Raw genomic sequence first — 23,828 nt, 5'->3', positions numbered from 1 at the left:
GGGGCAGCCCACCATCGGCGTGGGCGCGGACCAGTTCGGCAACTATGTCTCCGGTGGCGCGGCGGCGTTCTTCAGCGACATGCTCGGCAACCGCCGCATGGGGATCGCCTTCCAGGCCAACGGCACCTTCAAGGACCTCGGCGGCCAGTTCACCTACCAGGACCTGGGGAACCGCTGGAACTGGGGCACGTTCGGGGGGCGCATCCCCTACCAGTACATCGGCGCCAGCTTCGGCTTCACGCCGGATGGCTTCCAGCAGGTGCAGCTGCAGCGCTACCGCATCTTCCAGGACGCCGTCAACGGCGTGATCGCCTACCCCTTCACCACCACACGGCGGGTGGAAGGCTCGGTGGGCTTCAACCGCTACTCGTGGGACCTGGAGTTGGAGACGCAGGTCTACGACGCGTTCGGCAATCTCATCGACATCACGCGCGAGACGCGCAACGATCTCGTGCCCGACCCGCTCAACCTGTTCCAGGGATACCTGGCCCTGGTGAACGACTACTCGTTCTTCGGCTTCACCTCCCCCGTGCGCGGAGGGCGGTCCCGGCTCCAGGTCGGAGGGACCACCGGCACGGTGGACTACGCGACGGTGATCGCCGACTACCGTCGCTACTTCAATCCGATGCGCAACCTGACGCTCGGGTTCCGCGGATACCACCTCGGCAACTACGGCCGCTCGCTCGAGAACAGCGAGCTGCAGCCGATTCCCCTGGGCTTCGAGACGTTCATCCGCGGCTACGCGCCCGAGAGCTACGATGTGGCCCGCGAGTGCACGGCGAGCGCCGATTCGAACTGCATCGAATTCGACCGGACGCTCGGGCACCGCATCGCGGTGGTCAACGCCGAGATCCGGGTGCCGTTCCTGGGCACGGAGCAGTTCGGGCTGCTCAACTTCCCGTACCTGCCCACCGAGCTGGTGGCGTTCGCCGACGGCGGCGTGGCGTGGGACGGCCAGCACCCCGCCGACCTGCGCTGGGATCCGACCACGTCCGACCGGGTGCCGGTCTTCTCGGCAGGCTTCTCCGCCCGGACGAACATCCTGGGCTTCCTGGTGCTGGAGAGCTACTACGCGTACCCCTTCCAGCGGCCCGACAAGGGGTGGCACTGGGGCTTCTCGGTCGCACCGGGCTGGTAGGCGGGCGCACCCGCCGGCTTGCCGCCGGTCGGGTGCCGCAGACGAGACGCACGAGGGGGGCGGACCGGGTCGGTCCGCCCCCCTCGGTCCATCCGCAGACCGGCAGGTGTCGGTCGCCCCACCCGCACGGTGCGGTCTGGGATCGGACGGCCGGACCCGCAGCCCCGCGCCGACGGACCCGGCTGCTAGAACACCGAGATCTTCAGATACCGTCCGGGATTCTCGCGCAGGTCGGTCAGCAGTGCCTCGAGCGCGGTGGAGGCCCGATTGAGGTTCTCGTAGAGCGCATCCTCGGTGGTCAGCCGGCCGAGCGTGCCTTCCCCACGGGCCATGCGTCCCAGCACCGTGTCGAGCGACGTGCTGGCGCTCTCGAGCACCTGGGCCGTGGCGTTCAGACGGCGCATGGCGCTGTCCGCCTGGACCAACGTGGAGCGCAGCTCCGGGGTCGCGCCCTCGACGCCCTGGGCCGCGTCGTTCAGGGTGGCGGTGAGGCGCGCGATCTCGTCCCCCTGCGTGCGGGCCACCTGCGAGAGCGTTCCGAGCAGCTGCTCCAGCTCACGCGCGCTCGCCTCCACGGAGGAGACCGTTTCGTCCGACAGCGCCTCCCGCAGCTGGGACAGCACCTCCTGCGCCTCCCCTCCCAGCTCCTCCGCGGTCTGCATCAGGTTGCCGCCGCTGGACGTTCCGGGCAGGACGGCCCCGTCCTCCAGCCGTGCATCCGACGTGCCCCGTACCACCTCGACCGTGAGGCCGCCCAGCAGGCCGGTGCTGCTCAACTGCGTGCGGGAGTCCGCGGGGATGTCCCACTCGCCTTCGATCTCCAGCGTGATGGCAACGGCGTCGTCCTGGATCTCGAAGGCGTGCACCCGTCCGATGTTCACGCCGCGCATCTGGACGGGGTCGCCCCGGCGGATCCCTCCGGCATCCTCCACCAGCGTGGTCACCATGTAGCGGCCCCGGAACGAAGCCGGATCCGTCATGAGGAACAGCACCAGCATGAAGGAGATGAGCCCGATGAGCACGAACACGCCTACCCTGAGCTCGTGCGCGCCCGCGGCCGGCGGGACCGCCGACCTCAGCTCGGCGTCCGAAGGTCCACTCGCATTCTGGTCTGTGGCCACGCTCACTCCGCGGATTCGCAGTTCAACTGACTTCGAGGGCGTCGAGCGCTCGCTCGGCCGCGCTCCGATCGATGAAGGCCTGCACCACCGGGTCGGGAGAGGCCCGGAACTCGGCCGGCGTCCCCAGGAAGCGGACCCGGCGCCCTTCGAGCATCGCCACCCGTCCGCACATGTCGAGCCCGCCTTCGATGTCGTGGGTGACGATCACCGACGTCACGCGCAGGTTCTGCGAGAGCTGGGTGATCAGTCGTTCGACGGCGGCGGTGTTGATGGGATCGAGGCCGGTGGTGGGCTCGTCCCACAGCAGGATCTCGGGTCGCCCCACGATGGCCCGCGCGATGCCCACGCGCTTGCGCATCCCGCCCGACAGCTCGGAGGGCAGCTTCGCCATCACCTCGGCAGGTTCGAGGTTGACGAGGTCGAGGGCGTCCCAACAGCGCCGTTGCTGCTCGCCGCGCGGGAGCTCCTTCAGCTGCTCCTCGGGAATGCCCATCAACACGTTCTCGTACACGTTGACCGAGTCGAACAGCGCGGCGTTCTGGAACACGTAGCCGACCTTGCGTCGCACCCAGCCGAGCGCGCCGGTATCGCCGAAATAGATGGAGCGCCCGTCGATGCGGACGTCCCCCCGGTCGGGCACGATCAGACCGATGGTGGTCTTGAGCAGCACGCTCTTGCCCGTGCCCGACGGACCGAAGATGCCGAACATCTCCCCCGTCTCGACCGTCAGGCTGACGCCGTCCAGCACGGGGATGTCGAAGGACTTGTGGATGGCCCGGTACTCGATCATCGCGCCCCCTCCCCACCCCGATGCGTCATTGGAGGAACAGCGGGGGGAACAGGGCGTCGAGGATCAGCACGGTCAGCGTCATGAACATCACGGACGCCGTGGTGACACGGCCCACGCCGGAAGCGCCCCCTCCGGTCCGCAGCCCCATGTGCACCGCGATCAGCGGGATGGCGAAGCCGAACGTGACCGCCTTCATGAACGAGTAGAACAGGTCCCACGAGTGCCAGAACAGGCGGGCGCCGTACAGGAAGCCGTCATAGCTCAGTCCCGCCGTCAGATCGGCGGCCACCATCCCCGAGGCGATCCCCACCACGTCGGCGATCCCCACCAGCGCCGGCACCACGATCAGGCCGGCGATCAGGCGGGGGGCCGCCAGGATGGCGACGGGGTCCCGCCCGAGGGAGTGGAGGGCATCGATCTGCTCCGTGACCACCATGGTGCCCAGCTCGGCCGTGATGCGGGCACCCACGCGCCCGACCAGCACGATGGCCGTCAAGACCGGTCCCAGCTCGAGCACGACGCTCGCGGCCACGACGGACCCGAGCACGTACAGCGGGATGGATCCAGTGAACTGGTAGCCGCCCTGCTGGCTGGTCACGATGCCGGACAGCACCGCGGTCACGAGAACGATGGGGATGCTCTGCACCCCCATCACGTAGATCTGCCGCACGACAGAGCGCAGGGACACCTTGAGCGTGACCACGCACCGCACGATGGCCACGAGCAGGAGCGCCAGCTGGCCCGCGTGCTCCGCCACCTGTTGCGACGTGCGCCCGAACGCCTCGAGCGGCCGGGAGAACGTGCGCTGGAGGAGCGGCTCGGCGCGTGTGCTCACGTGGGTGGGTGACCTGGGAAAGCGGTGCCGTGACGGCGAACGGACGGACGGGGCGAGCCCATGGAGCGGGCTCCGGGGCCCCTGGCCCGACGCCCGGACTCAGGTTCAACAATCGACGCGACGCCTGGTGAAATCAACCCGGGGCGGCTTGATTGATCTGTCCTGCGGGAGCCGCTACCCTCCCGTCTCGTCGCCACGTCATCCCCCTCGCACACCCGGATCATGGCCAGGAACCACCTGCTTTCGCTCGCGGCCGGGCTGCTCGCTCTCGCCGCTCCCACAGTCGCCCACGGTCAGACCGCGGACTACGACGCCGAGATCCGCGGCCTGATGGCCAATCCCGCCGTGCGGCGGGCGCTCGACCACGTCGAGGCCACGGACGCCCGCACCATGGAAGACCTCGTCACCCTGACCGAGATCCCCGCCCCGCCCTTCATGGAGGAGGAGCGTGGACGCGCATTCCTCGGCATGCTGCGCGAGATCGGCGTGGACACCAGCTGGGTGGACGAGGTGGGCAACGTCATCGGCGTGCGCCGCGGGAGCGGTTCGGGGCGGACGATCGTCTTCGCCGGGCACCTGGACACCGTCTTCCCCGAGGGCACGGACGTCCGGGTCCAGGTCAAGGGAGATACCCTGGCCGCGCCGGGCATCGCCGACGACACCCGCGGCCTGGCCACCCTGCTGGCGGTGCTCCGCGCGATGAACGAGTCCAACCTGCGCACCGACGCGGACATCTGGTTCGTGGGCAACGTGGGGGAGGAGGGGCTGGGCGACCTGCGCGGCGTCAAGCATCTCTTCCGGCCGGGCATCCCGCACGCCGACGCCTTCATCTCCGTGGACGGGACCGGCGCGCAGGGCATCACGCACGAAGGGCTGGGCTCCCACCGCTACCGGATCACCTTCAAGGGGCCGGGCGGCCACTCCTGGGGAGCCTTCGGTCTGGCCAACCCGGCCCACGCGCTCGGCCGTGCCATCCGTCACTTCCAGGACGGCGCGGATCCCTACACCCGTAATGCGCCCCGACGGACGAGCTACAACGTCGGCGTCCTGGGCGGAGGCACCTCGGTGAACTCGGTCCCCTTCGAGGCGTGGATGGAGGTGGACATGCGCTCCGAGGGGCAGGAGACGCTGGCGCACGTGGACTCCATCCTCCAGGCCGCCGTCCAGCGGGCGCTGCGCGAGGAGAACGAGCTGCTCCGGCGCGGTGAGCCGCTCACCGTGGACGTGGAGATGGTGGGGGATCGGCCGTCGGGCACGGTCGCCGCGGACCATCCGTTCGTGCAGCGGGCCATCGCCGTGACGCGCGCCATGGGGCTGGAGCCGCGCCTGGGCATGTCGTCCACCGACTCCAACGTGCCCATCTCGCTCGGGATCCCCGCCATCACCATCGGCGGCGGCGGCAACGGCCAGAACGCCCACTCCCTCCACGAGTTCTTCATCAACGAGGACGGGGCCTTGGGCGTCCAGCGGGCGCTCCTCATCCTGGTGGCGCAGGCCGGCATCGCCAATGTGTCCTAGGCGTCCCCGACGCCCCCGGGCGGTGGCCCTGGGGGCGTCGCCCCGGTCGCGGGGGAAGCACGCTCCGGGGACGGAGCGCCCGGTCCGTGCCGGGCACCCCTAACCGGGGTCCGCTGGCGGGCCGCGTCGCGATCGTGACGGGGGCCTCCAGCGGGATCGGCCGCGCCACGGCGCTGCGGCTGGCCGCGGCAGGCGCGCGTGTGGTGGCGGCCGCGCGCCGCAGCGACCGCCTGGAGGCCCTGCAGGCGCGCGCGCCGAACGAGGACGCCATCCTGGTCATGCCCACGGACGTCACGTCCCGCCGGGCGATGGAGGCGCTGGCCGCGGTGACCGTCGACCGGTTCGGCACCATCGACATCCTGGTCAACAATGCGGGTGTGATGCACCTGTCGGAGGTGCGCGCCCTGGACGTGGCCGATTGGGAATGGATGATCGACGTGAACGTGAAGGGCGTGCTCTACGGCGTCGCGGCCGTGCTCCCCCACATGCTCTCCGAGGGGCGTGGCCACATCGTCAACGTGGGCTCCCTGGCGGGCCGCCGTCCCTTCCCCGGCGGAACCGTCTATGCCGCCACCAAGCACGCGGTCCGGGCGCTGTCCCGTGGCCTCCAGCTGGAGCTCTCCGCGGCCACGAAGATCCGCGTGACTGACCTCGAGCCCGGCGTGGTCCGGACCGAGCTGGCGGAGCACATCCGCGATCCCGAGATCCGCGAGGCCTTCCTGGCCCGTTGGCGCACCCGCCGCCCTCTCGAGCCGGCGGACGTGGCCGAGGCCGTCCTCTTCGCGGTCTCGGCCCCCGACCGGGTCAACGTCTCCGAGATCCTGGTCCGCCCCACCGATCAGGATACCTAGGCGGCCGACGCCTACCTGGGTCGTCCCGGAAAAGCAGAGCGGGTCGGGGCCACCGGCCCCGACCCGCTTCCTGACTCCCCACCCCGCGCGGGTCAGCGCAGCGTGGTCTCCTCCGCCGACGGGTAGTAGATCCCGTTGAAGAGCAAGGGGAAGGTTCCGTGCGTCTGCCCCCGGAAGGCGATCTCCGGACCGAAGACGAAGAGCGTGCCGCGGCCGACGTCCGCCTCGATGATCGCGGCGCCGCCGTCCAGGTGTTCCTGGCCCCAGGCCCAGCCGCTCCGGAGCGGCTGCGGACCATAGCGGCCGACCACCTTCACGTTCTGCGCGCTGCCGACGCGGTACACCGGACTACGGTTGAACATCACGTCGATCTGTTCGGCGAGCCCGCGCGTCACCGGCGAGGACCGGTCGAGCTGGACCTCCAGGATCGAGCCCGGGATGAAGTACTCGTCCTCCGGCAGGTGCTCGTCGGTACCGGGTTGCACCAGGTGGTCTCCCACCGGCAGACCCAACTGCGCGGCCAGCGCACCGGACGAGCCGATCGTGATGATGGTGCCCCCCCGCTCCAGGAAGTCGCGGAGGGCAGGGAGCGTCCGCTCCTCGCTCAAGGCCCCGAGACGATCGCGATACTCCGCCGGAATGGAGGCGGGGTCGGGGCCGCCCCGACCCCCGAAGCCACGGTCGCCGATGGCCCCGTCGGGGAAGATCAGCACGTCGAAGCTGCGATCCAGACGTCCCGCATCCAGCTCCTGCGGGTAGACCACCCGGAAGGGGAACTCGAACCGCTCGAGCACGAAGCGCGTCCACCCCGAGGGCATGGATCCGCCGTACTGGTCCCACAGTCCCACACGCACCCGGCTCAACTCCAGGGCCGCGCCGGCGGGACGCTCGGCGACGCCGGTGAAATCGACCCCGAGCTCGCGCGCCGCCGTCTCGACGATCTGGCGGACGCCGCCGCCCGTGGGAATGAAGAAGGCGCCGCGCTGGTGGTTGGGTCCGGTGGACTCCATCCAGTAGACGCGCTTGTTCTGCGCCTTCAGGCGGTTCACGACCACGAAGGCGTCCTTCATCTCGTGACTGAGCACCCAGCCGGCGCGCGGATCGCCGCTGATGGTGCCTGCGGGCGGCGTGAGCAACTCGGCATCGACGACCTCGAACGGCCCGTCGAACCCGTCCAGGATCCGGTCGTAGCCCACGTCCATCGTGTAGGCGAGCGTCCAGCCCGTCAGGTCGTAGGGAGGCACGGGCGGCCCACCCGGATAGGCGAAGTCGTTGGGGTGGTCCTGAGGCTCGAACATGTCGATGACGTGCGCCCGGAAGGCCTGGTCGGCGCGCACCACGTAGGACCCGGCCGGATAGCGCTTGCCGTTCACCGTGAAGTCGGCCGTGGCCCGCTGCACCTCGACGCCGTTCTTGAGCAGCGTGTTGAGGAACTTCACCGCGGTGGGCAGGTCCGCCTGATCCGCGGGCAGGATGTAGCCACGCGGATCCCGGTCCTCGGGACGGCGCAGCATGCGCTGGTAGTCGTCGGCGTCACCGCGCGGCCGTCCCCCGGAGAGCTCCGATTCCGCCCGGGCGATCCACTTGGGCCGCACCGTCCACGTGTCCGTGCTCCCCTTCTCGATGGCGTTGTTGCCCATCTTCCAGAAGTTGAACAGCAACTGGTCCTTGTTGCGGGACGCATAGTCCAGCACCGCGCGGTTGGCCGTGAGCGAGTACTCGATGGACTGGCGGAAATGCCACGTCTGCGTCGGCTCGACCGGAAGCGGCAGGTCCCCATGGGAGAGCTGACGATCCGGGAGGAACGGGATCTGGATCGGCGTCGGATGGCCGACGGTCTCGGTCAGGAGTCCGACCATGTTCTTGAAGTAGGGCGTCGTGCGCAGCCCGCCGTTCCACCACGTGGAGTAGCTGGCACCGGAGCGCATCGTGGTTCCACCCTTCCCTTCGAGCACCATGCGACCGTGCAGCGCGGCGCCAACGGCGTCGAGCGTGGTCAGCACGATGGGATCGAAGTGGTAGTTCGGCGGATCCCGGAAGGGCGGCGCGAACATGATCGTCCCCACGGGACCGGTCTGGTGGTGGTTGTAGACGATCTGCGGATACCACTCCCGGTACATCGCCCGGTTCATGTTGGTGGTCTCCGCCAGGTTCGACATGAAGAAGTCGCGGTTGTTGTCGTGACCGGCGTACTTCTCGTACAGCACCGGGATGTTGCCGGTGCTGCGCTGCATGGGATCGCTCTCCCGGTTGTACCAGTTGGACACCAGCTCCATGCCGTCCGGGTTCGCATGCACGGCCAGGATGACGATGTCGTCCAGGAAGCGCTGCGTCTCGGCGTCGTCCCTGGAGACGAGCTGATACACCGTCTCGATGAGCTGCTGGGCACCGAGCACCTCGGTCGCGTGGAGGCCGCCGTCGATCCAGACGATCGCCTTCCCCTCCGCCGCCAACTGGCGGGCCTCGTCCTCGGAGACGCCCTCGGCCCGCGCCAGGCGCTGGGCGATGGTGCGGTAGCGGTCGAGGTTCCGATGGTTCTCCGGCGACGTGATGATCGCCATCAGCTGCGGCCGGCCCTCCTCGGTCTCACCGATGGTATCGAGCACCATGCGATTCGACTCGCGGGCCAGCGTCTGCCAGTACTCGACCAACTGGGTGTAGTTGGTGAGGAAGTAGTCGGAGCCGATGGCCTGCCCGAAGGCCTGCTCGGGGCTCGTGACCCGCTGCTGCGCCGCAGCGGTCCGGGGGGCGAGCGAGGTCAGCAGGGCGGCCAGGACGACCGCACGGCGACCCGCGCGCGAAGCGCGAAGGGACATCTCGATCCTGGGTCTGGAGTGGGCACCACGGGCCCGGCGCGATCCATTCGTGGCGTGGCGACGCCGGCCGGAGCGCTCGAAGGCCCGCAGGCAAGCTCAGACCCGGCGACCCCGCATGTCAACCCGACGGAGCGTCACGCCGGCCACCCACCCACGCGCGCTGGGGGCGCCCCGCCCCCTACTCCACCCGCCCCAGCCGCTCGGCGCTGCGCCGCCAGCGACCCACCTTGGCCACGGATCGGCCCTCGTGCTGCACCACGTCGGCCGTATAGTCGTAGGACCCCTGCATGAGGGCCGATCCGACGCCGTACGAGTCCACGGGCACCCCGGCCGATTCGAAGCGCCGGATGCGCTCCGCGGTGAAGCCACCCGAGGCCACGATGCGGACCCGGCCGAAGCCCTCCGCATCCAGCGCATCTCGCACCTTGGCCACCAGCCGCGCATTGACGCCGCGCGGGTCGAAGTCCCCCATCTCGTCCAGGAGCGAGCGGTCGACCATGGACCGGGCCGTGTCCAGACGGACGGCATGGAGCCGTTCTCCCAGGGCACGGGCGACCGCCAGCGAGGTCCTTACGCAGTCGTTGTCGAAGTCCGCCAGCGCGACGATCTGGACGTGTTCGGGGACGTGCTCGGCCAGCGCCTGCGAGGCCCGCACCGTATCGCCGCCGTACGCGGCGATCAGCGCGTGCGGGACCGTCCCGATGCCCTCCGAGCCCCACCAGGAGGCCTGCGCGTCGGTCGAGACGCCGATGGCGCCCGCGATGTGGGCCGCCCAGCCGTCGCCGGTCTGGACCATCCAGTGGTCGTGGCGGGCGGGAAAGAACATGACGGGCTTGGGCCAGGCCGCCTCCACCACCTCCCGCGTGTTGGTGGCGATCTTCGTGCGCCGCGACAACACCCCCACGTAGAGCGTCTCCAGATGCGCGAAGGCCGCGTACGGACCCGTGATCTCCAGCACGGGCTCCCAGGGCTCGGCCGTGTCGCCGTCCCAGAGCGCCAGGACCTCGAGGTCGGAGAAGGCGTACCCCTCCGTGAGGCACAGCTTGAGGATGGCGATGGCCTCGTCCGTCCCTGCCACCCAGGCGTGGTGCTTCTGGAACACCTGGACCGTGACCGTGGGATCGGCCCCGTCGGCGCGCAGCACGTCGCGGGCCCGGACGAAGTATTTGTCGGAGTAGTAGCCGCTGCGCATCTTCTCGACCGGCAACTGGAAGATGCTCGGATCGAGGCGGCGGGCGAGACGGAGCGGCGGGGGCGGCCCTCCGGGTCGGTACGGATTGTAGTCGGTCTCGCGGTCGGGCATCGGGCTCCTCGTGGGGTTCGGGAGCATTCTCGCCTGCCGCCGCCGTGTGGAAAAGGGCACGCCGGTGGCTGGCGGGCTGGCGCCTTCGCCGCCATCTTCGGCTCGGTGCCGGGAGACCGGCCCCGGCCGCGCGGCGCAGGAGGCGCCGGCCGGCGTCCACCTCGACCGGGCCGATGACCAGGCTTCTCTGGGTTGTTGGGATCTCCCTCGCCATCTCCTTCCTCTGCTCCATCCTGGAAGCGGTGCTGCTGTCCATCACGCACCCCTACGTCCAGGTGCTCAAGGAGCGGAGTCCCCGGGCCGGTGCCTACCTCGAGGCGCTGCGCACCGAGATCGAGGAGCCCATCGCGGCCATCCTCACCCTCAACACCATCGCCCACACGGTGGGGGCAGCCCTGGCCGGGGCCATCGTGCAGGAGGTCTACGGCGACGAGTGGCTGACGCTCTTCTCGGCCGCCCTCACGCTCGCCGTCCTCATCCTGTCCGAGATCATCCCCAAGACGGTCGGGGCGTCCTTCTGGAAGGGCCTGGCGGTCCCGTCCGCCTTCGTCCTGCGCGGGCTCGTGTGGATCATGAAGCCCGTGGTCTGGTCGCTCTCGCTCGTCCAGTCGTTGCTCAAGCCGCGGACCGCGCATCCGACCATCAGCCGCGCCGAGATCGAGGTGCTCGCCGAGATCGGCCGCCGCGAGGGCACGCTCGACGAAGCGGAGTGGCAGGTCATGACCAACGTCATGAACCTCGACGAGATCTCGGCCGGACAGGTGATGACGCCGCGGACGGACATCGTGGCCATCCCCGTGGACGCGAGCGTGCAGGAGGCCAAGGACCTCATGCTGGACGAGGGGCACCTGCGCCTGCCCGTATACGAGAACAGCCTGGACCGGGTGGTGGGGCTGCTGCTGGCCCGTGACCTGTGGGAGGCCGACCGCGAGGGCGAGACGTCCATCCGCGGCATCATGCGTCCGGTGCAGTTCGCTCCCGCGTCCAAGCCCGTCGAGGAGCTGATCCCGGAGATGCGCCTCAAGCGCACCAAGATGATGATCGTGCTCGACGAGTTCGGGGGGACCGCCGGCCTGGTGACCCTGGAGGATCTCATCGAAGAGATCGTCGGCGAGATCCAGGACGAGCACGAAGTGGACGAGCCCGTCGATTTCGTCGAGGCGGACGACGGTTCCGTGCGCATCTGGGGCGGCGCGCTCCTGGAGGCCGTCGACGAGCGGCTGGGGCTTTCGCTGGAGGACCCGTTGAACGACACTTTGGCCGGTCATCTCTTCGGCCGGCTGGGCCGCGTGCCCCGGCTGGGAGATCAGATCGAGGTCCAGGGGGGGCGGTTCCGGGTGGTGGAGATGGTGGGGCGGCGCATCGAGACCGTGCTGTTCGAGCGCTCCCCGTGACGTCACCTGCAGCGAAGGACGGAGAAGGCCGGCCAGCATGCCCCAGCACCGCTACCTGATCGTCGGGGGCGGCATCACCGCCGATGCCGCGGCCCGCGGCATCCGCTCGGTGGATCCCGAAGGCAGCATCGGAATCCTCTCGCAGGAATCCGATCCCCCGTACGATCGGCCTCCGCTCTCGAAGGGCTTGTGGAAGGGATGGCCCGTCGAGCGCGTGCTCCGCGGCACCCGCGAGTTGCCCAACGTCCAGCTCCACCTGGGGCGCCGGGCCCAGCGCATCGACCGGGAGCCCCGGACCGTGCTCGATGAGCGCGGGACCATCTACAGCTACGACAAGCTGCTGATCGCCACCGGGTTGCAGCCCCGCACGCTCCCGGACGCCGTGCCCCAGGTCATCCACTTCCGGACCCTGGAGGACTATCGGCGCCTGCGCGCGGCCACGGCGGCCAGCTCCCGGGTGATCGTGATCGGCGGGGGCTACATCGCCACCGAGCTGGCTGCGGTGCTCTGCGAAGCGGGCAAGCAGGTCACGGTGCTGTTTCCCGAGGAGCGGGTGCTCGAACCGATCACCACACCCGGGATCGGGGAGGAGTTGGCCGCGCTGTACCGGACGCGCGGCGTGGACCTGCGGCCGGGGACCAAGGTCCTCGCCGTGCGGCGAAGCGGTCCCCGCTTCCTGGTCGCGGTGTCCGGCGCCTCCTCGGAGACCTTGCGCGCCGACGTGGTGGTGGCCGGAATCGGTGCGACGCCGAACGTGCTGCTCGCGCAGGGCGCACGTCTGGAGGTCGAGGACGGCATCGTGGTGGACGCCTCCTTCCGCACCTCCGACGCGAACGTCTTCGCCGCGGGGGACGTGGCCGCGTTCTGGAGTCCGATCCTGGGTCGCACGCTGCGCGTGGAGCACGAAGACCACGCCAACCAGTCCGGATTCCTGGCGGGTCAGGCGATGGCGGGCCTGTCCGTCAGCTACGAGCACATCCCCTTCCACTACTCCGATCTCTTCGATCAGCACTACGACGTGGTGGGGGAGGTCGGGCCCGGGATGGAGACGTTCGAGGAGTGGACCGACCCGTACCGGCGCGGGATCGTCTACTACCTGCGGGGCGGCCGCGTGCGCGGCCTGACGCTCTGGAACCTTCCGGGACGGATCGACGAGGCGCGGGCGCTCATCCGCGGGAACCGGCCTCATATCCACCTGGATCCGACGGCTCGGATCCGGGTCGGCTGAGGCCGCGCTCGACCCCTTCCAGGCCCCGCAGGTACAGGGTGCGGGAGGGGAACGCGAAGGAGATGTTCTCGCGCTCGAAGATCTGGTGCATGCGCAGGTTGATGGCCTGCTGCAGATCCATGTAGACGTTGTACTCGGGCGCCAGCACGTAGTAGACCGTCTCGAACTCGATGGCCGAGTCGCCGAACGAGCGCAGATGCGCGCGGTCGAAGCGCGCCTGCTCCAGTCCCTCCACCGTTTCCCGCAGCCACACCGGGATCTGCTCCAGCTTGGCCCGCGGCGTTCCGTATTCGACGCCCAGGACGAACACGATGCGCCGTTCGCGGAGCCGGCCGTAGTTCCGGATCGAGCTTCCCAGCAGCTTGGCGTTCCCGAAGACGAGCTGCTCGCCCGAGAGCGACCGGACCCGCGTGGTCTTCACCCCCACGTGTTCCACGGTGCCGTTCATGCCGTCGACCGCGATGAAATCGCCGACCACGAACGGCTTGTCGAGCACGATGGCGAGCGACGCGAAGAGGTCGCCCAGGACGTTCTGCACCGCCAGCGCGATCGCGATTCCGCCGATGCCCAGCCCGGTGATCAGCGCAGTGACGTCGAAGCCCAGGTTGTCGAACACCAGGAGGACGACGATCACCCAGACGGCCGTGCGCACCACGAAGCTGAGCGCGCCGAGCGCGGTGGCCGACGTGGGATCGACGGCCAGTTGTGCCCGCCGATACCGGTCCAGCAGGTGGTTCACGACGCCCGTGGCCCAGAGCCCGAACTGGAAGAACAGGCCCACCACGAGCAGGCCGTGGACGAACGACGAGATGGCGGGTGGCAGGTCCACCACCCGGGCGCCGGCCCAGACCGCGACGAGGAAGACGAACAGCCTGCGCGTGCTCTTGAGCAGATGCAGGATGAGATCGTCGACGTCCGTGGTGGTCAGGGCCGCGATCTTTTCGAAGCGGCGGATGAGCACGCGGAGCACGAACGCGAGCGCCAGAGCGGTCCCCACCCCGGTACCGAGCCCGATCAACCACGCCATGGGCGGGATGGAGGTGAGCTCCGACCAGAGGGAGGGACCGGCGGCGGCCGCCGCCCGGACGGAGTCCGAAGCCGAGAGCGTGTCCTGCAAGAAAGCCAGCGCGAGCGGAGGGATCGACGTCAAGGTTCTTCGAGGGGGGTCGCCGCAGCCGGTTCGGCGGGCGCAGCGGCCGCGAGCGCCTTGCGCTCCTCCAACCAGAAGGAGATCGCGAGGAGGACCGCGCCGCACGAGATGCCCATGTCGGCCACGTTGAAGATGGGGAAGTCGGCGAATCCGAGATTGGCCGGACCGATGAAGTCCACCACACCGCGCTCCCAGCGGACCCGATCGTAGAGGTTCCCGAGCGCACCGCCGATGACGAGCGCCAACGAGACCAGGCGCAGCCAATCCCCCCGCTCCGCCTTCACATAGAGGCTGGTCAGGAGGACCAGGGCCAGCAGCGTGATGGGGATGAAGACCAGGCGGGGGTCGTCACCGATCTCCAACCCGAAGGCCGCCCCCCGATTGAAGGCCAGCGTGAAGGGCAGGAACCCCGGAATGACCTGGATCTGGCGTCCGGACGCCAAGGCCTCCAGGGCCCAGCGCTTGGTCACCCAGTCGACGACGAGCAGGGCCGGCACGATCGCGAGGAACGTGTAGACCTTCTGCTTCACGGGCGGGACTCCCAGGAGGGCACCTCGGGTGCCGGTCGCACGGCGGGGCCCAGCCGGGCCCTCGTCGGATGGGGGGACAGTACCGCGAAGCGGCACGCAGGATCCCCCGGGCGGGCCGGCGACGGGCGGTCGCGCGGCTCGGGCCGTTCGAACCCGCTGGCGCGACGATTGCCCTCTCCCGATGACCCGGGAGCGGTCGTCCGGCCGCTCCCGTCGGGGTCTACCGCAACAGGTGGAGTATGCAGCAGCACTACGCGCGGCCCACGCTGACGATCGTCGGTTCCTTCCGGGACGTCACGCAGGTCGGGTTCTACGGCGCCGGAGATGGGTGCACCATCGTCGGGCCGGGGATCTCCGCGACTGGCAACAACTTCCAGTCGACCTGCGGCACGACCTCGTCACGGTCGTAGCCCAGGGGACGTGACGGCCGCGTCGGAAGGGGTGGGGTCGCCCCTTCCGGCGCGGTTCGCCCCGGTGGTGGGGCGCCCTGCCCCAGGCGCCGGCGCGCTCCCCGCTTCGGCGCGCGGGATCGGGCCCACGGGTGGCTTCGCCTCTGTGGGGCTCCGGAGAGCCACCCGGACCGGATCGTGCCCCGGCAGCGCGCGACGCCTACCGCGCCCGCATCCGGTTGTTGCGCGCGTTGTGCTCGACTTCGGCGAGCCCCAACGCTTCGAGCAGGGGCGGCACATACATGCCGAACCGCCCGCGATAGTTCTTCTTGAGCCCGTACCAGCCCCCGATCGGGTTGTCCGGGGAGCGGCCCCAGTGTTCGACCGTGCCCTCGCTCGTCGCAGCCTTCTCATCTTTTGCGCCGAGCGGCATCCAGTCCCCATGCTCGATGAGCATCTGGTGTAGATCCTCGATGGCGCGCGCATCGTAGTGCAGGACGGTCGAGCCGACCTTGCACACGATCACGTCGACCCCATCGATCGCTTCGACCCACATCTGATACTCGGAGGTACCGGGGGGCGTCTTGAGCTGCCAGGGGTCGTCCTTCGTTCGTCTTCGGATGGCGGTCATGGAAGGCCTCAGGTCCGTGCGGCGGTGGATTCCCTGGCGAGGTCAGCGACGAACTGCTCGAACGCCTGGTCGAACGGCGGGATCATTCGGGAGAAGAGGGGGAACAGGGGTCCTCCGATCTTCTCGCACATCGACAGGCGCGTGCCTGCCGCCGTTTTCTCGAGCGTGAAGACACGACGGCCCAGGGCGTCGCCCCAGACGAGCCGCCGAGGTGGCAGGAATTCCTGCACCCTCAACGTGAACGTCCGCTTCGGGGCAAGGGTCGACACGAGCTCCAATCGACCCTCCGGAGCGATCTCGCCGGACAGAGACACCACGGTGGAGTTCCAGCGGGCGAAGTCGCCGGCGTCGGTGAGCACCGACCACACCCGCTCGGGCGGAGCCGCGATGTCGGCGTCGATGGAGGTCTCGCGGCTGAACAGCTTCCGGGTCGTTTTGGCCTTGCCCATCGTTCACTCCTCCGCCCCGTGCCGGGTCACCGCGACCGGGTCGCACGCGTCCATTGCCGTCCCACGGCGGCGAGTCCGCGCGCGGTTCACGGCTCCACCTCCCTAGGGTTTGCGAACGCCTTCACGATCGCGTCCCATCCGGCCGTGAACCGAGCCTGGGCGCGTTCCCACTCCTCCCGGGCCAGTTCGCCAGGGGTGTGCGTGACGCGCACGCGGGTGCGGCCCGCAGCGATGGGGGTGAACTCGATGGTGACGCGGCTGCGTCGATCTCGCGGTCCGCCGGGCTGCCACGTGTGGACGATGCGCTCCGGAGGCTCCCAGACCTCGACGAGGCCCCAGTCGAACTCACGCCCGTCGGTGGCTCGTTCGAAGATCCGGCCTCCGGCGCAAGGCTCGAACACCATACGACTCGCTGGGTCTCCACTCAGCCGGTGGCTCGCAGGCCACCAGAGGTGGATGTGGCGGTGCCAGGCCCCGAACGCCTTCTCCCGAGCGAGGGACACCTCCACGCCGCGCACCACGGTCTCCCCGGTCATCCCGCCTCGAGGGACTCGGCGACGACTCGAAAGCGGGCGAGTGCGTCCGACCAGAAGGAGTCCGCGTAGTCACGGATGGCCTCGAAGCCGTCACTCCGTAGCGCGTAGAGGTGGTGACGCCCTCGGACGGAACATCGGACCAGGCCCGCGTCCTGGAGCCTGGCCAGGTGCTGGGACACGGCCGGCCTGCTGACGGGTAGCTCGGCGGCCAGATCGGTCACGGACGTGGGGCCGGATCGCAGCAGGTCGAGAATGCGGCGGCGGGTGGGTTCGCCCACTGCATCCAGCGCGGGGGAGGCGTTGAGGGCCATCGTGCGGCGACTCCGGTTCCTGACGCGTAAGTCTCTGCTTACGCATCAAGGTAGCTGCCGGTCGGCGCGAACTCAAGGTGCCCCGTCGAGGGAGGGACCGGCATACCGATCATCAGAACGACGAAGCCCCCGCGACCGCTGAGGTCACGAGGGCGTCCGTGCAGTGGAGGCGGCGGGAGTCTCGGCCTACGGCCGAGGGAGCGCGGGTAGCCGTCATGCTCCTTCGGACCGCGGCGTTGGCCGCTTGGACCGAACCCGCTGCGGCCCGCTGCGCGGTCCGCGCGGGTCCGCCTCCCGCGGGCCCCGAAACCAGAAGAGCCCCCGCAGCCGTTCGGGCTGCGAGAGCTCTTCTGCAGTGGAGGCGGCGGGAGTCGAACCCGCGTCCGCGAAAGGATCCTCCAGAGCCACTACGTGCGTAGCTCGCTGTTCAGTTCGCGCCGGGGAGGGTCAGCGAACCACCCTCTCCCGGGCTAGCCCCCCTGTGTCTTCAGCGTGCGCCGGAAGGCGGAACGCACGCAGCAGCCCGAATTGTCGACGTCTCAGGAACCGCCTCGGGCGGGCCGCTCAAGAGACGGACTGCAGCTAACCGAAGTTAGGCAGCCAGCGCCAGTTCAGAGTTGGCAACTAAAAGTTTCCCAGGTGTTTTACGAGGCCTCCCGGGCACCTCGGCACGCGACTCGAGACTCTCCAGACACGTCGAAGCCGTGACGCCCCCGAAAGTCCGACCGGCTCTGAACCTTCCGGCCGTCGTGTTTCCTGGTACCCGCAGGCAGGATGCGGGATCCGTGCCGGGGGGTCGCCGGTCCGGCTCCACCGAGCCGATCCCGCCGGTCGCAGGCATGCGAAGGGGGGCGCGCCCCGGCCCCCTGCCCCGTCCGCGTCAGGCGGTCGCCAGCGACGCCTCCACGTACTCCCGCAGCAGCGCCTGCACGTCGTCCAGGGTGGCGGCCTCGAAGAGCCGGACCCGGAGCGCACGCCCCTCCGGCAGGCCCTTCGTGTACCAGGCCAGGTGCTTGCGGAACTCCAGGAGGGCCCGCTCCCGGTCGCCCCCGAAGTCCAGCGCGTGGCGGGCATGGGCCAGGCAGATGCGGAAGCGCTCCCCCACGTCCGGAGCGGCGGGCACAGGACGCCCGTCCAGCGCGGCGCGCGCCTCCCGGAAGATCCAGGGGGCGCCATGCGACCCGCGGGCGATCATGATGCCATGGCAGCCGGTCTCGTCACGCATCCGGGCGGCATCGTCGCCGGTGCGGATGTCGCCGTTCCCGATGACCGGGATGGTCAGGGCCTCGGTGACGGAACGGATCTCGTCCCAACGGGCGTGCCCGGAGTACATGTCGGCGCGCGTGCGGGGGTGGAGCGTCAGCATGCGCGCACCCGCAGCTTCGCAGCGCACGGCGATCCCCACGGGATCGCGGGTGGCTTCGTCGAACCCGCTGCGGATCTTGACGGTCGTCGGCAGCGCGGTGGCCGCCACGACCGCACGCACGATGTCCTCGACGAGGTCCAGGTCGCGCAAGCACCCGGAGCCTCCATTGCGTCGCACCACCTTCTTGACCGGACATCCGAAGTTGATGTCGATGAAGTCCGGGCCGAACGTCTCCGCGACGTGCGCGGCCGCTCGCCCCATCATCTCCGGATCGGAGCCGAAGATCTGGACGCCGATCGGATGCTCCTCGACGTCGAAGCGGAGGTAGCGGGCGCTACGCTCGCTCTCCCGCACGATCCCGTCCGCCGAGACGAACTCGCTCACCACCACGTCCGCGCCGAAGGACCGGCATAGACGGCGGAAGGGGGACTCGCTCACGCCGGCCTGGGGGGCCAGGAAGAGCGGCGAGCGCATCCCGCGCAGGAGATCGATGAAGTCGTCGGCCATGGCAGGAACGTAGATCGGCAGTCGAACCGGTTGAAGGGCGCCCGCGGAACCCTTTACACCTCGGAGCCCTCCGGGTAACCTTCGCGCTTCCCCTGGAACCCCGGGCCCCTCGATCACCGAGGATGGCTGGACATGAGGCTACGCGATCTCTTCACGGCGGACTCCGTCGCACTCGACCTCAAGGCCGAGGCCAAGGACGACGCGCTCGAAGAGCTGATCCATCTTCTGCGCCTCGACGACAAGTCGGAGGCCACTCTCCTCAAGACCCTGCGCCGTCGGGAGAAGCTCGGCTCCACCGGGATCGGCAAGGGCATCGCCATCCCGCACTGCCGTTCCCTGGTGGTGAGCCGGCTCCGGCTCGCCTACGGACGCAAGCCGAGCGGCCTGGACTTCAAGGCCATCGACGGACAGCCGGTGCAGCACTTCTTCCTGATCGTGGCGCCGCCGCTCGAGGTGTCCAACCAGTATCTGCCGGTGCTGGGGAAGATCGCGCAGTTCGCGAAGGATCCGCAGGTGCCGGAGCTGCTGCTCAAGGCGCAAGGCGCGGACGACTTCCTCGAGCTGCTGGCGTCCCGGGCCCCCTGACGACGGGGCGAGTCGGAACGCGGCTCGCTACTTCGCCACCAGCATCCGCTTGATCTGCGTGCGCCCGTTCACCGTGAGCTGCACGAAATAGACACCGGATGCCACCTGTGCTCCGTTGCGGTCCCTCCCGTCCCAGTACGCCTCGTAGCGACCGGGCACCCCGTATTCGAGGTTGTCCACGGGCAAGCCTTCACCCCCACCCACACCGAGCGCGGTGGGGGCGGCGATGAACTGCTGCAGCATGTTGTAGATGCGGATCGTGACCCGAACCGGCCGCCCGTCCTGGAACAGTCCTTCACTGAGCACGAAGGGGATCCGTGTCTCAGGATTGAAGGGGTTGGGGTAGTTCTGTTCCAACTCGAACTGAGGCGTCGGTCGCCCCTGTTCCCCCGTCTGCTGGGCGGAAGCGGCCGATGCCGTCACGGCCAGAAGGAAGGCCACGATCGCGAGGGCGAAGAGTCGCCCGAGCGGAGCCTTCACGTCTGCCTCGAAGTCTGTAGCCGTCGGACCGATAAGCCTCCAGGAATCCAGCCGCTCACGCGGGACGTGCTGCAGCATACGGGGGCGCTGCGCGGGCGGTCAAGATGCCGGAGGGGCGAGGTCGGCCCGGGTCGATACCGTGCGTCCGGCCTGGTCACGTCGTGTCACCCCCTCTCGGTCGAGGTAACCCAGGATCGGGAGAAGGTGCCGGCGGGACAGCGGCAACGCCCCCTTGAAGTCCTGGGGCCCCAACCCCTCCCTGCCTCCAAGCTCCTCGACCACCCGGTCTGAAGCCTCCCGGAGCGCGCTCGACCACACGAACAACTCCGACTCCACCCGGGTCAGCACGCCCTCCCGTTCCAGGTGGCGCACCAGCGGCCAGGGATCGGGCTCCTCCACGGCGGCGGCCACGGCTTCCACGGTGGGGGCCTCCAACCCGGCGCTCCGGTATCCAGCCGCCATCCGGTCGAGTCGACGGCGCTCATCGGGTCCGGGATCCACCCGGTGCCCGACCGGCCGGAGCAGGCCCTCCGCCAGCTCCAGGACGCCTCCCTGGATCCGGGCGTCCAGGGCCATCTCCGCGACCGGCCCGCCGCCCGCCGCCTGTCGGGCCGCCTCGGGCGCCACGCCCGGGGCCAGGGGATCGGCTGTCAGCGCCTCGCGCACCCACCGCTCCAGGCCCCGGGCCGCCGTCTCCACCACGGACGCCGCCCAGGCGTTGCGTCCGCGCAGGCAGGCCCCCACCTCTCCCAACGCGGATCGGCAGGCCTCGGGAGGACATCCCGTCAGGACCGGCAGCTCCGACACGATGGCGCCCTCGGGCCCGGCCCGCTCCAGGACCACCGCCACGCGGTCGGCCACCGGACCCGAGGACAGGGTGGTGAGGGCCGTCTCGGGGAGGGGACGCTTCCGCGACCGCCGCGGGGGGTGAGGCTCCAGCACCTGGGCCCCACCCACCGTGCGGACCGGGTTCAGGCTGCGCAGGACGATGCGGTCGCCGGCCCGGGCCGGGAGGGGCTGAGCCGAGCGCAGTTCGGCGAAGCCGGCCGCGCCATCCTCGATGCGGTCGGCGCCGAGCGGAAGCACGCGCGCGAACGCTTCGGCGGTGCCCAGGTGGACGCGCACCCGCTCCCCCCGGCTCCATCCGCCCCCGCCGGGGAGGCTCTCCGCCCACACCGTGAGACGACGGTCCGCCGTCCATTCGGTCAGGTCCGTCAGGACCGCCCCCCGCTGCACGGCCTCGGCGTCGGCCCCCGTCACCGCCAGGGCGGTGCGCTCCCCCGCGCGCGCCTCCTCCACGGGCCGGCCGTGCACCTGGAGGCCGCGCACGCGGACCTCGGCCGCACCCGGGCGGACGTGCAGGCGATCGCCCACGCGGACGCGCCCGCTCCACAGGGTCCCGGTCACGACGGTGCCGGTGCCTCGGATGGTGAAGCAGCGGTCGACCGGAAGACGGACGAGGTCGTCGACGGCACGGGCGCGGGTGGCCTGGAGCCGCTCCCGCACCGCGAGCCGGAGCACGTCCAGCCCCGACCCGCTCCGGGCGGACGTGGGGACCTGAGGGGCGCCCGAATACGGTGTCCCCTCGAGCAGGGCGGTCACCTCTTCCTGCACCAGATCCAACCACTCCTCGTCGACGAGATCGACCTTGGTCAGGGCCACCACGAGCGCCTCCACACCGAGGAGCCGGAGCACCGCCAGGTGCTCGGTCGTCTGCGGCATGATGCCCTCGTCGGCCGCCACCACGAGCAGGCCGAGGTCGATCCCGCTGGCGCCGGCCACCATGGTGCGCACGAAGCCTTCGTGGCCGGGAACGTCCACCACGCCCGCGGCCAGGCCGTCGCCCAGGTCCATCTCGGCGAAGCCGAGCTCGATCGTGATGCCGCGCGCCTTCTCCTCGGCGAGCCGGTCGGTGTCCACCCCGGTCAGCGCGTGCACCAGCGTGGTCTTCCCGTGGTCGATGTGACCCGCCGTGCCGACCGTTCCGACGTGGCGGGTCATCCCAGCAGCCCCAGCAGGAGGTCCAGGGAACGCAGCGGTCGCCCCTCGGCCACGTGGTAGGTGATGAAGTCGCCCAGGAGGCGCAGGTGGGGCACGAGGTGGTCGGTCCCCACCTCACCCGCCGCACCGCCGTCCAGGAACGCCGCGAGCTCCGCTCGCGCACCCGGCCCCACGCGGGGCCCCGGCGCGGCGCTCCCGCAGGACGCGCACAGCACGCCGCCCCGGCCGAAGTCGAACCGCCCCACCTCGGCGTCGTCCAGCGGCCGGGCACACCGGACACAGGCGTCGAGGGCGGGCTCGTATCCGAGGGCGCCCACCGTCTGCCACAGCGCCGACAGGAGGATGCCCGGAACGGCGTCCGCGGGCACCCGCTCCAGTCGGTCCAGCGCCTCCTCCACGGTCCGGAGCAGGTCCATCTGCGGGCTCTCGGGTGCGGCCCGGAGCAGCAGCTCCGCCAGGACGGACGCGCCGGCGAACCGGGTGGCGGGCGCCACCAGGCCCAGACGTGCACGCTCCAGCGTGAAACCGTGGAGGGTCTGGAGGTCACGCCCGTCCCGGTACCGCAGCGCCAGCTCACCGGTCCCGAACGGCTCGAGCACCGCGCCCCCCTTCCCCCCGCTCTTCCGGGCCCCACGCGCCACGACCGCCACCATCCCCCAGCGCTCGGTCAGGAGGCGCACGATCTGGCTGGTCTCTCCGTAGGGCGTCGCGCGCAGCACGAGGGCGCGCGAGAGGACGGCGCTCACGTGTCCCGACCGGGCGGCTCCCCGAGCGCCCTGCGTAGCACGGCGCGGCGGTCGTGGTAGGCGCGCACGGCGGCCGGGTCGGGCGAAGCCTCCCGCGCGAACGCCGCGTCCAGTCGCGCGATCTCGAGGATCAGCTCCTCCCGGGTCGGGCCTGCACCCGCCGGCACGGGGCCCTGCCCGCCCCGGGCCCGCAGGGCCGCCCACAGCCCGACCAGCCCCAGGCCCAGACCGAGGCCCACCATCATGCCGGCCAGCGGGAGCGGCTCCTCCCCACCCCCCGGAAGCACGCGGACGGCGGGCACGGCGACGTCCTCCCCCACGAAGCGGCGGAAGGTGGTGCCCGGCTCCAGCTCCGCCGGCGGGGCCCCCTCCAGGCCGAGCACCGTGAGGTCCGGCGCCGGCTCGCGGATGAGCAGGTCCAGGTGGGCGGTCGGTGCGGCCACCGGCAGCGTGAAGGCCATGTCCGGCACGACGTACCGGAAGAGGTAGACCCGCGTCCCGGGCGGCACCGCCGCCGTGAGCTCGGCCCGCCCTTCCACGAAGCGGGCCGCGTCGGGGGGAAGGTCCGAGTCGCCGACCTGGTGGTCCGTGCTGCCGGGCGGAAAGGGCAGCGACCAGACGGGCTCCCCCGGCGTGGCGCTCACCCACGTGCGCGAGGAGTCGTTGCGGATCTCCACGAGGTCGGTGACCCGCCATCCTGAATCGGACGGCTCCAGCACGACGTTGCGGGCCTCGATGGCCAGCGGCGCCCCGCCGCTCGGCGCCGCGGCCGTGTCATAGACCTCGATGACGTAGAGGCTGTCCAGGTCGGCGGCGGTGGTGAGGGTCCCGCCGAAGTAGAGGATGCCCTGGTGGCGCACGGACCCGAAGAAGACCTCACGGAGACGCTGGGGGTCGGGCACGTACGGGAAGCGAAAGCGGAAGGCGCCGTCCGCGTCGCTCGTCAGGCGAGCCACCTCGCCGGCCGAATCGACCGCGACCCGGTGGAGCAGCACGTCCGCGCCCGCGACCGGCGCCCCGTCGACGCGCACCACGCGGCCCTCGAGGACCGGGAGGTCGGCCGGTACCTGGGCCCCGGCAGCGGTCGGCCCCACGACGAGGGCGGCCAGCAGCAGGCTACGGACGGGGGAAGGCCACACCGACGATGGGACCG

Annotated in this window: 23 protein-coding genes and 1 other RNA gene; 7 read left to right on the top strand and 17 right to left on the bottom strand. The window is 70.4% G+C overall.

Annotation, left to right across the window (positions count from 1 at the left end):
- Window positions 1–1,138 (top strand): peptidase S9 (locus tag R3E98_04985; protein ID MEZ4422739.1); only part of this gene is annotated, 1,138 nt, incomplete at its 5' end.
- Between the two features lie 185 nt (window positions 1,139–1,323).
- Here the strand turns inward: R3E98_04985 and R3E98_04980 are convergent.
- From R3E98_04980 to R3E98_04970, 3 genes are read right to left on the bottom strand one after another with little or no spacing between them, the layout of a single operon-like run.
- Window positions 1,324–2,259 (bottom strand): MlaD family protein, encoded by a 936-nt coding sequence (locus tag R3E98_04980; protein ID MEZ4422738.1) that lies wholly within the window; start codon window positions 2,257–2,259, stop codon window positions 1,324–1,326.
- Between the two features lie 22 nt (window positions 2,260–2,281).
- Entirely contained in the window at window positions 2,282–3,049 is a 768-nt protein-coding gene (locus tag R3E98_04975) for an ATP-binding cassette domain-containing protein (protein ID MEZ4422737.1), read from the bottom strand.
- A 25-nt stretch (window positions 3,050–3,074) separates the two neighbouring features.
- Window positions 3,075–3,884 (bottom strand): ABC transporter permease, encoded by an 810-nt coding sequence (locus R3E98_04970; protein MEZ4422736.1) that lies wholly within the window; start codon window positions 3,882–3,884, stop codon window positions 3,075–3,077.
- A gap of 222 nt (window positions 3,885–4,106) precedes the next feature.
- Here R3E98_04970 and R3E98_04965 point away from each other — a divergent pair, with 222 nt between their 5' ends.
- Window positions 4,107–5,402, top strand: coding sequence for a M20/M25/M40 family metallo-hydrolase (locus R3E98_04965; GenBank protein MEZ4422735.1), 1,296 nt, complete (start codon window positions 4,107–4,109; stop codon window positions 5,400–5,402).
- A gap of 86 nt (window positions 5,403–5,488) precedes the next feature.
- The gene (locus tag R3E98_04960; GenBank protein ID MEZ4422734.1) at window positions 5,489–6,253 is read left to right on the top strand and encodes an SDR family oxidoreductase; all 765 of its coding nucleotides are present in this window, start codon (window positions 5,489–5,491) and stop codon (window positions 6,251–6,253) included.
- A gap of 92 nt (window positions 6,254–6,345) precedes the next feature.
- On the opposite strand, the gene R3E98_04955 is transcribed toward R3E98_04960, so the two are convergent.
- Window positions 6,346–9,069, bottom strand: coding sequence for a M14 family metallopeptidase (locus R3E98_04955; protein ID MEZ4422733.1), 2,724 nt, complete (start codon window positions 9,067–9,069; stop codon window positions 6,346–6,348).
- 178 nt (window positions 9,070–9,247) lie between these two features.
- Complete coding sequence (locus tag R3E98_04950; GenBank protein MEZ4422732.1) at window positions 9,248–10,372, bottom strand: quinolinate phosphoribosyl transferase; 1,125 nt, start codon at window positions 10,370–10,372, stop codon at window positions 9,248–9,250.
- Window positions 10,373–10,545: 173 nt separating this feature from the next.
- Between R3E98_04950 and R3E98_04945 the strand changes: the two genes are divergently transcribed.
- Window positions 10,546–11,766, top strand: coding sequence for a hemolysin family protein (locus R3E98_04945; protein ID MEZ4422731.1), 1,221 nt, complete (start codon window positions 10,546–10,548; stop codon window positions 11,764–11,766).
- Window positions 11,767–11,803: 37 nt separating this feature from the next.
- Window positions 11,804–12,994 carry an FAD-dependent oxidoreductase gene (locus tag R3E98_04940; GenBank protein MEZ4422730.1) on the top strand — a complete coding sequence of 397 codons (1,191 nt, stop codon included), beginning with the start codon at window positions 11,804–11,806 and terminating at the stop codon, window positions 12,992–12,994.
- Here the strand turns inward: R3E98_04940 and R3E98_04935 are convergent.
- The gene (locus R3E98_04935) at window positions 12,933–14,144 is read right to left on the bottom strand and encodes a mechanosensitive ion channel family protein (GenBank protein MEZ4422729.1); all 1,212 of its coding nucleotides are present in this window, start codon (window positions 14,142–14,144) and stop codon (window positions 12,933–12,935) included. The genes R3E98_04940 and R3E98_04935 overlap by 62 nt on opposite strands.
- Window positions 14,141–14,674, bottom strand: coding sequence for a signal peptidase II (gene lspA, locus R3E98_04930; GenBank protein ID MEZ4422728.1), 534 nt, complete (start codon window positions 14,672–14,674; stop codon window positions 14,141–14,143). Before lspA ends, R3E98_04935 begins: the two co-directional genes overlap by 4 nt.
- A gap of 239 nt (window positions 14,675–14,913) precedes the next feature.
- Between lspA and R3E98_04925 the strand changes: the two genes are divergently transcribed.
- Entirely contained in the window at window positions 14,914–15,084 is a 171-nt protein-coding gene (locus R3E98_04925; protein ID MEZ4422727.1) for a lasso RiPP family leader peptide-containing protein, read from the top strand.
- Between the two features lie 199 nt (window positions 15,085–15,283).
- Here R3E98_04925 and R3E98_04920 read toward each other — a convergent pair whose 3' ends face one another.
- The 6 genes from R3E98_04920 to dusB form a co-directional block, all read right to left on the bottom strand.
- Window positions 15,284–15,694 (bottom strand): hypothetical protein, encoded by a 411-nt coding sequence (locus R3E98_04920; GenBank protein MEZ4422726.1) that lies wholly within the window; start codon window positions 15,692–15,694, stop codon window positions 15,284–15,286.
- 8 nt (window positions 15,695–15,702) lie between these two features.
- Window positions 15,703–16,143, bottom strand: a complete 441-nt coding sequence (locus R3E98_04915) for an SRPBCC domain-containing protein (GenBank protein MEZ4422725.1) — start codon at window positions 16,141–16,143, stop codon at window positions 15,703–15,705.
- Window positions 16,144–16,229: 86 nt separating this feature from the next.
- Window positions 16,230–16,679, bottom strand: coding sequence for an SRPBCC domain-containing protein (locus R3E98_04910; GenBank protein ID MEZ4422724.1), 450 nt, complete (start codon window positions 16,677–16,679; stop codon window positions 16,230–16,232).
- Window positions 16,676–16,990, bottom strand: a complete 315-nt coding sequence (locus tag R3E98_04905; protein MEZ4422723.1) for a metalloregulator ArsR/SmtB family transcription factor — start codon at window positions 16,988–16,990, stop codon at window positions 16,676–16,678. The genes R3E98_04910 and R3E98_04905 overlap by 4 nt, the downstream gene beginning before the upstream one ends.
- 353 nt (window positions 16,991–17,343) lie before the next feature.
- Window positions 17,344–17,705, bottom strand: a transfer-messenger RNA (tmRNA) gene (ssrA, locus tag R3E98_04900).
- 165 nt (window positions 17,706–17,870) lie between these two features.
- Window positions 17,871–18,863 (bottom strand): tRNA dihydrouridine synthase DusB, encoded by a 993-nt coding sequence (gene dusB / locus R3E98_04895; protein ID MEZ4422722.1) that lies wholly within the window; start codon window positions 18,861–18,863, stop codon window positions 17,871–17,873.
- 132 nt (window positions 18,864–18,995) lie between these two features.
- On the opposite strand from dusB, the gene R3E98_04890 reads away from it, so the two are divergent.
- Window positions 18,996–19,448, top strand: a complete 453-nt coding sequence (locus R3E98_04890; GenBank protein MEZ4422721.1) for a PTS sugar transporter subunit IIA — start codon at window positions 18,996–18,998, stop codon at window positions 19,446–19,448.
- 27 nt (window positions 19,449–19,475) lie between these two features.
- On the opposite strand, the gene R3E98_04885 is transcribed toward R3E98_04890, so the two are convergent.
- The 4 genes from R3E98_04885 to R3E98_04870 all read right to left on the bottom strand — a co-directional run bounded on the left by R3E98_04885 (window position 19,476) and on the right by R3E98_04870 (window position 23,814).
- Window positions 19,476–19,928 (bottom strand): hypothetical protein, encoded by a 453-nt coding sequence (locus R3E98_04885; protein MEZ4422720.1) that lies wholly within the window; start codon window positions 19,926–19,928, stop codon window positions 19,476–19,478.
- Between the two features lie 99 nt (window positions 19,929–20,027).
- On the bottom strand, window positions 20,028–21,929 hold the full coding sequence (selB, locus tag R3E98_04880; GenBank protein MEZ4422719.1) for a selenocysteine-specific translation elongation factor: 1,902 nt from the start codon (window positions 21,927–21,929) through the stop codon (window positions 20,028–20,030).
- Window positions 21,926–22,675, bottom strand: coding sequence for a DNA repair protein RecO (gene recO / locus R3E98_04875; GenBank protein MEZ4422718.1), 750 nt, complete (start codon window positions 22,673–22,675; stop codon window positions 21,926–21,928). The genes selB and recO overlap by 4 nt, the downstream gene beginning before the upstream one ends.
- Window positions 22,672–23,814 (bottom strand): carboxypeptidase-like regulatory domain-containing protein, encoded by a 1,143-nt coding sequence (locus tag R3E98_04870; protein MEZ4422717.1) that lies wholly within the window; start codon window positions 23,812–23,814, stop codon window positions 22,672–22,674. The genes recO and R3E98_04870 overlap by 4 nt, the downstream gene beginning before the upstream one ends.
- Window positions 23,815–23,828: the final 14 nt, after the last annotated feature.

The organism is Gemmatimonadota bacterium, assembly GCA_041390125.1.
Lineage (GTDB): Bacteria > Gemmatimonadota > Gemmatimonadetes > Longimicrobiales > Gaopeijiaceae > JAGQIF01.
Note: the sequence above shows the minus strand (reverse complement) of the source record. Positions and strands in the feature narration are given on the sequence as shown.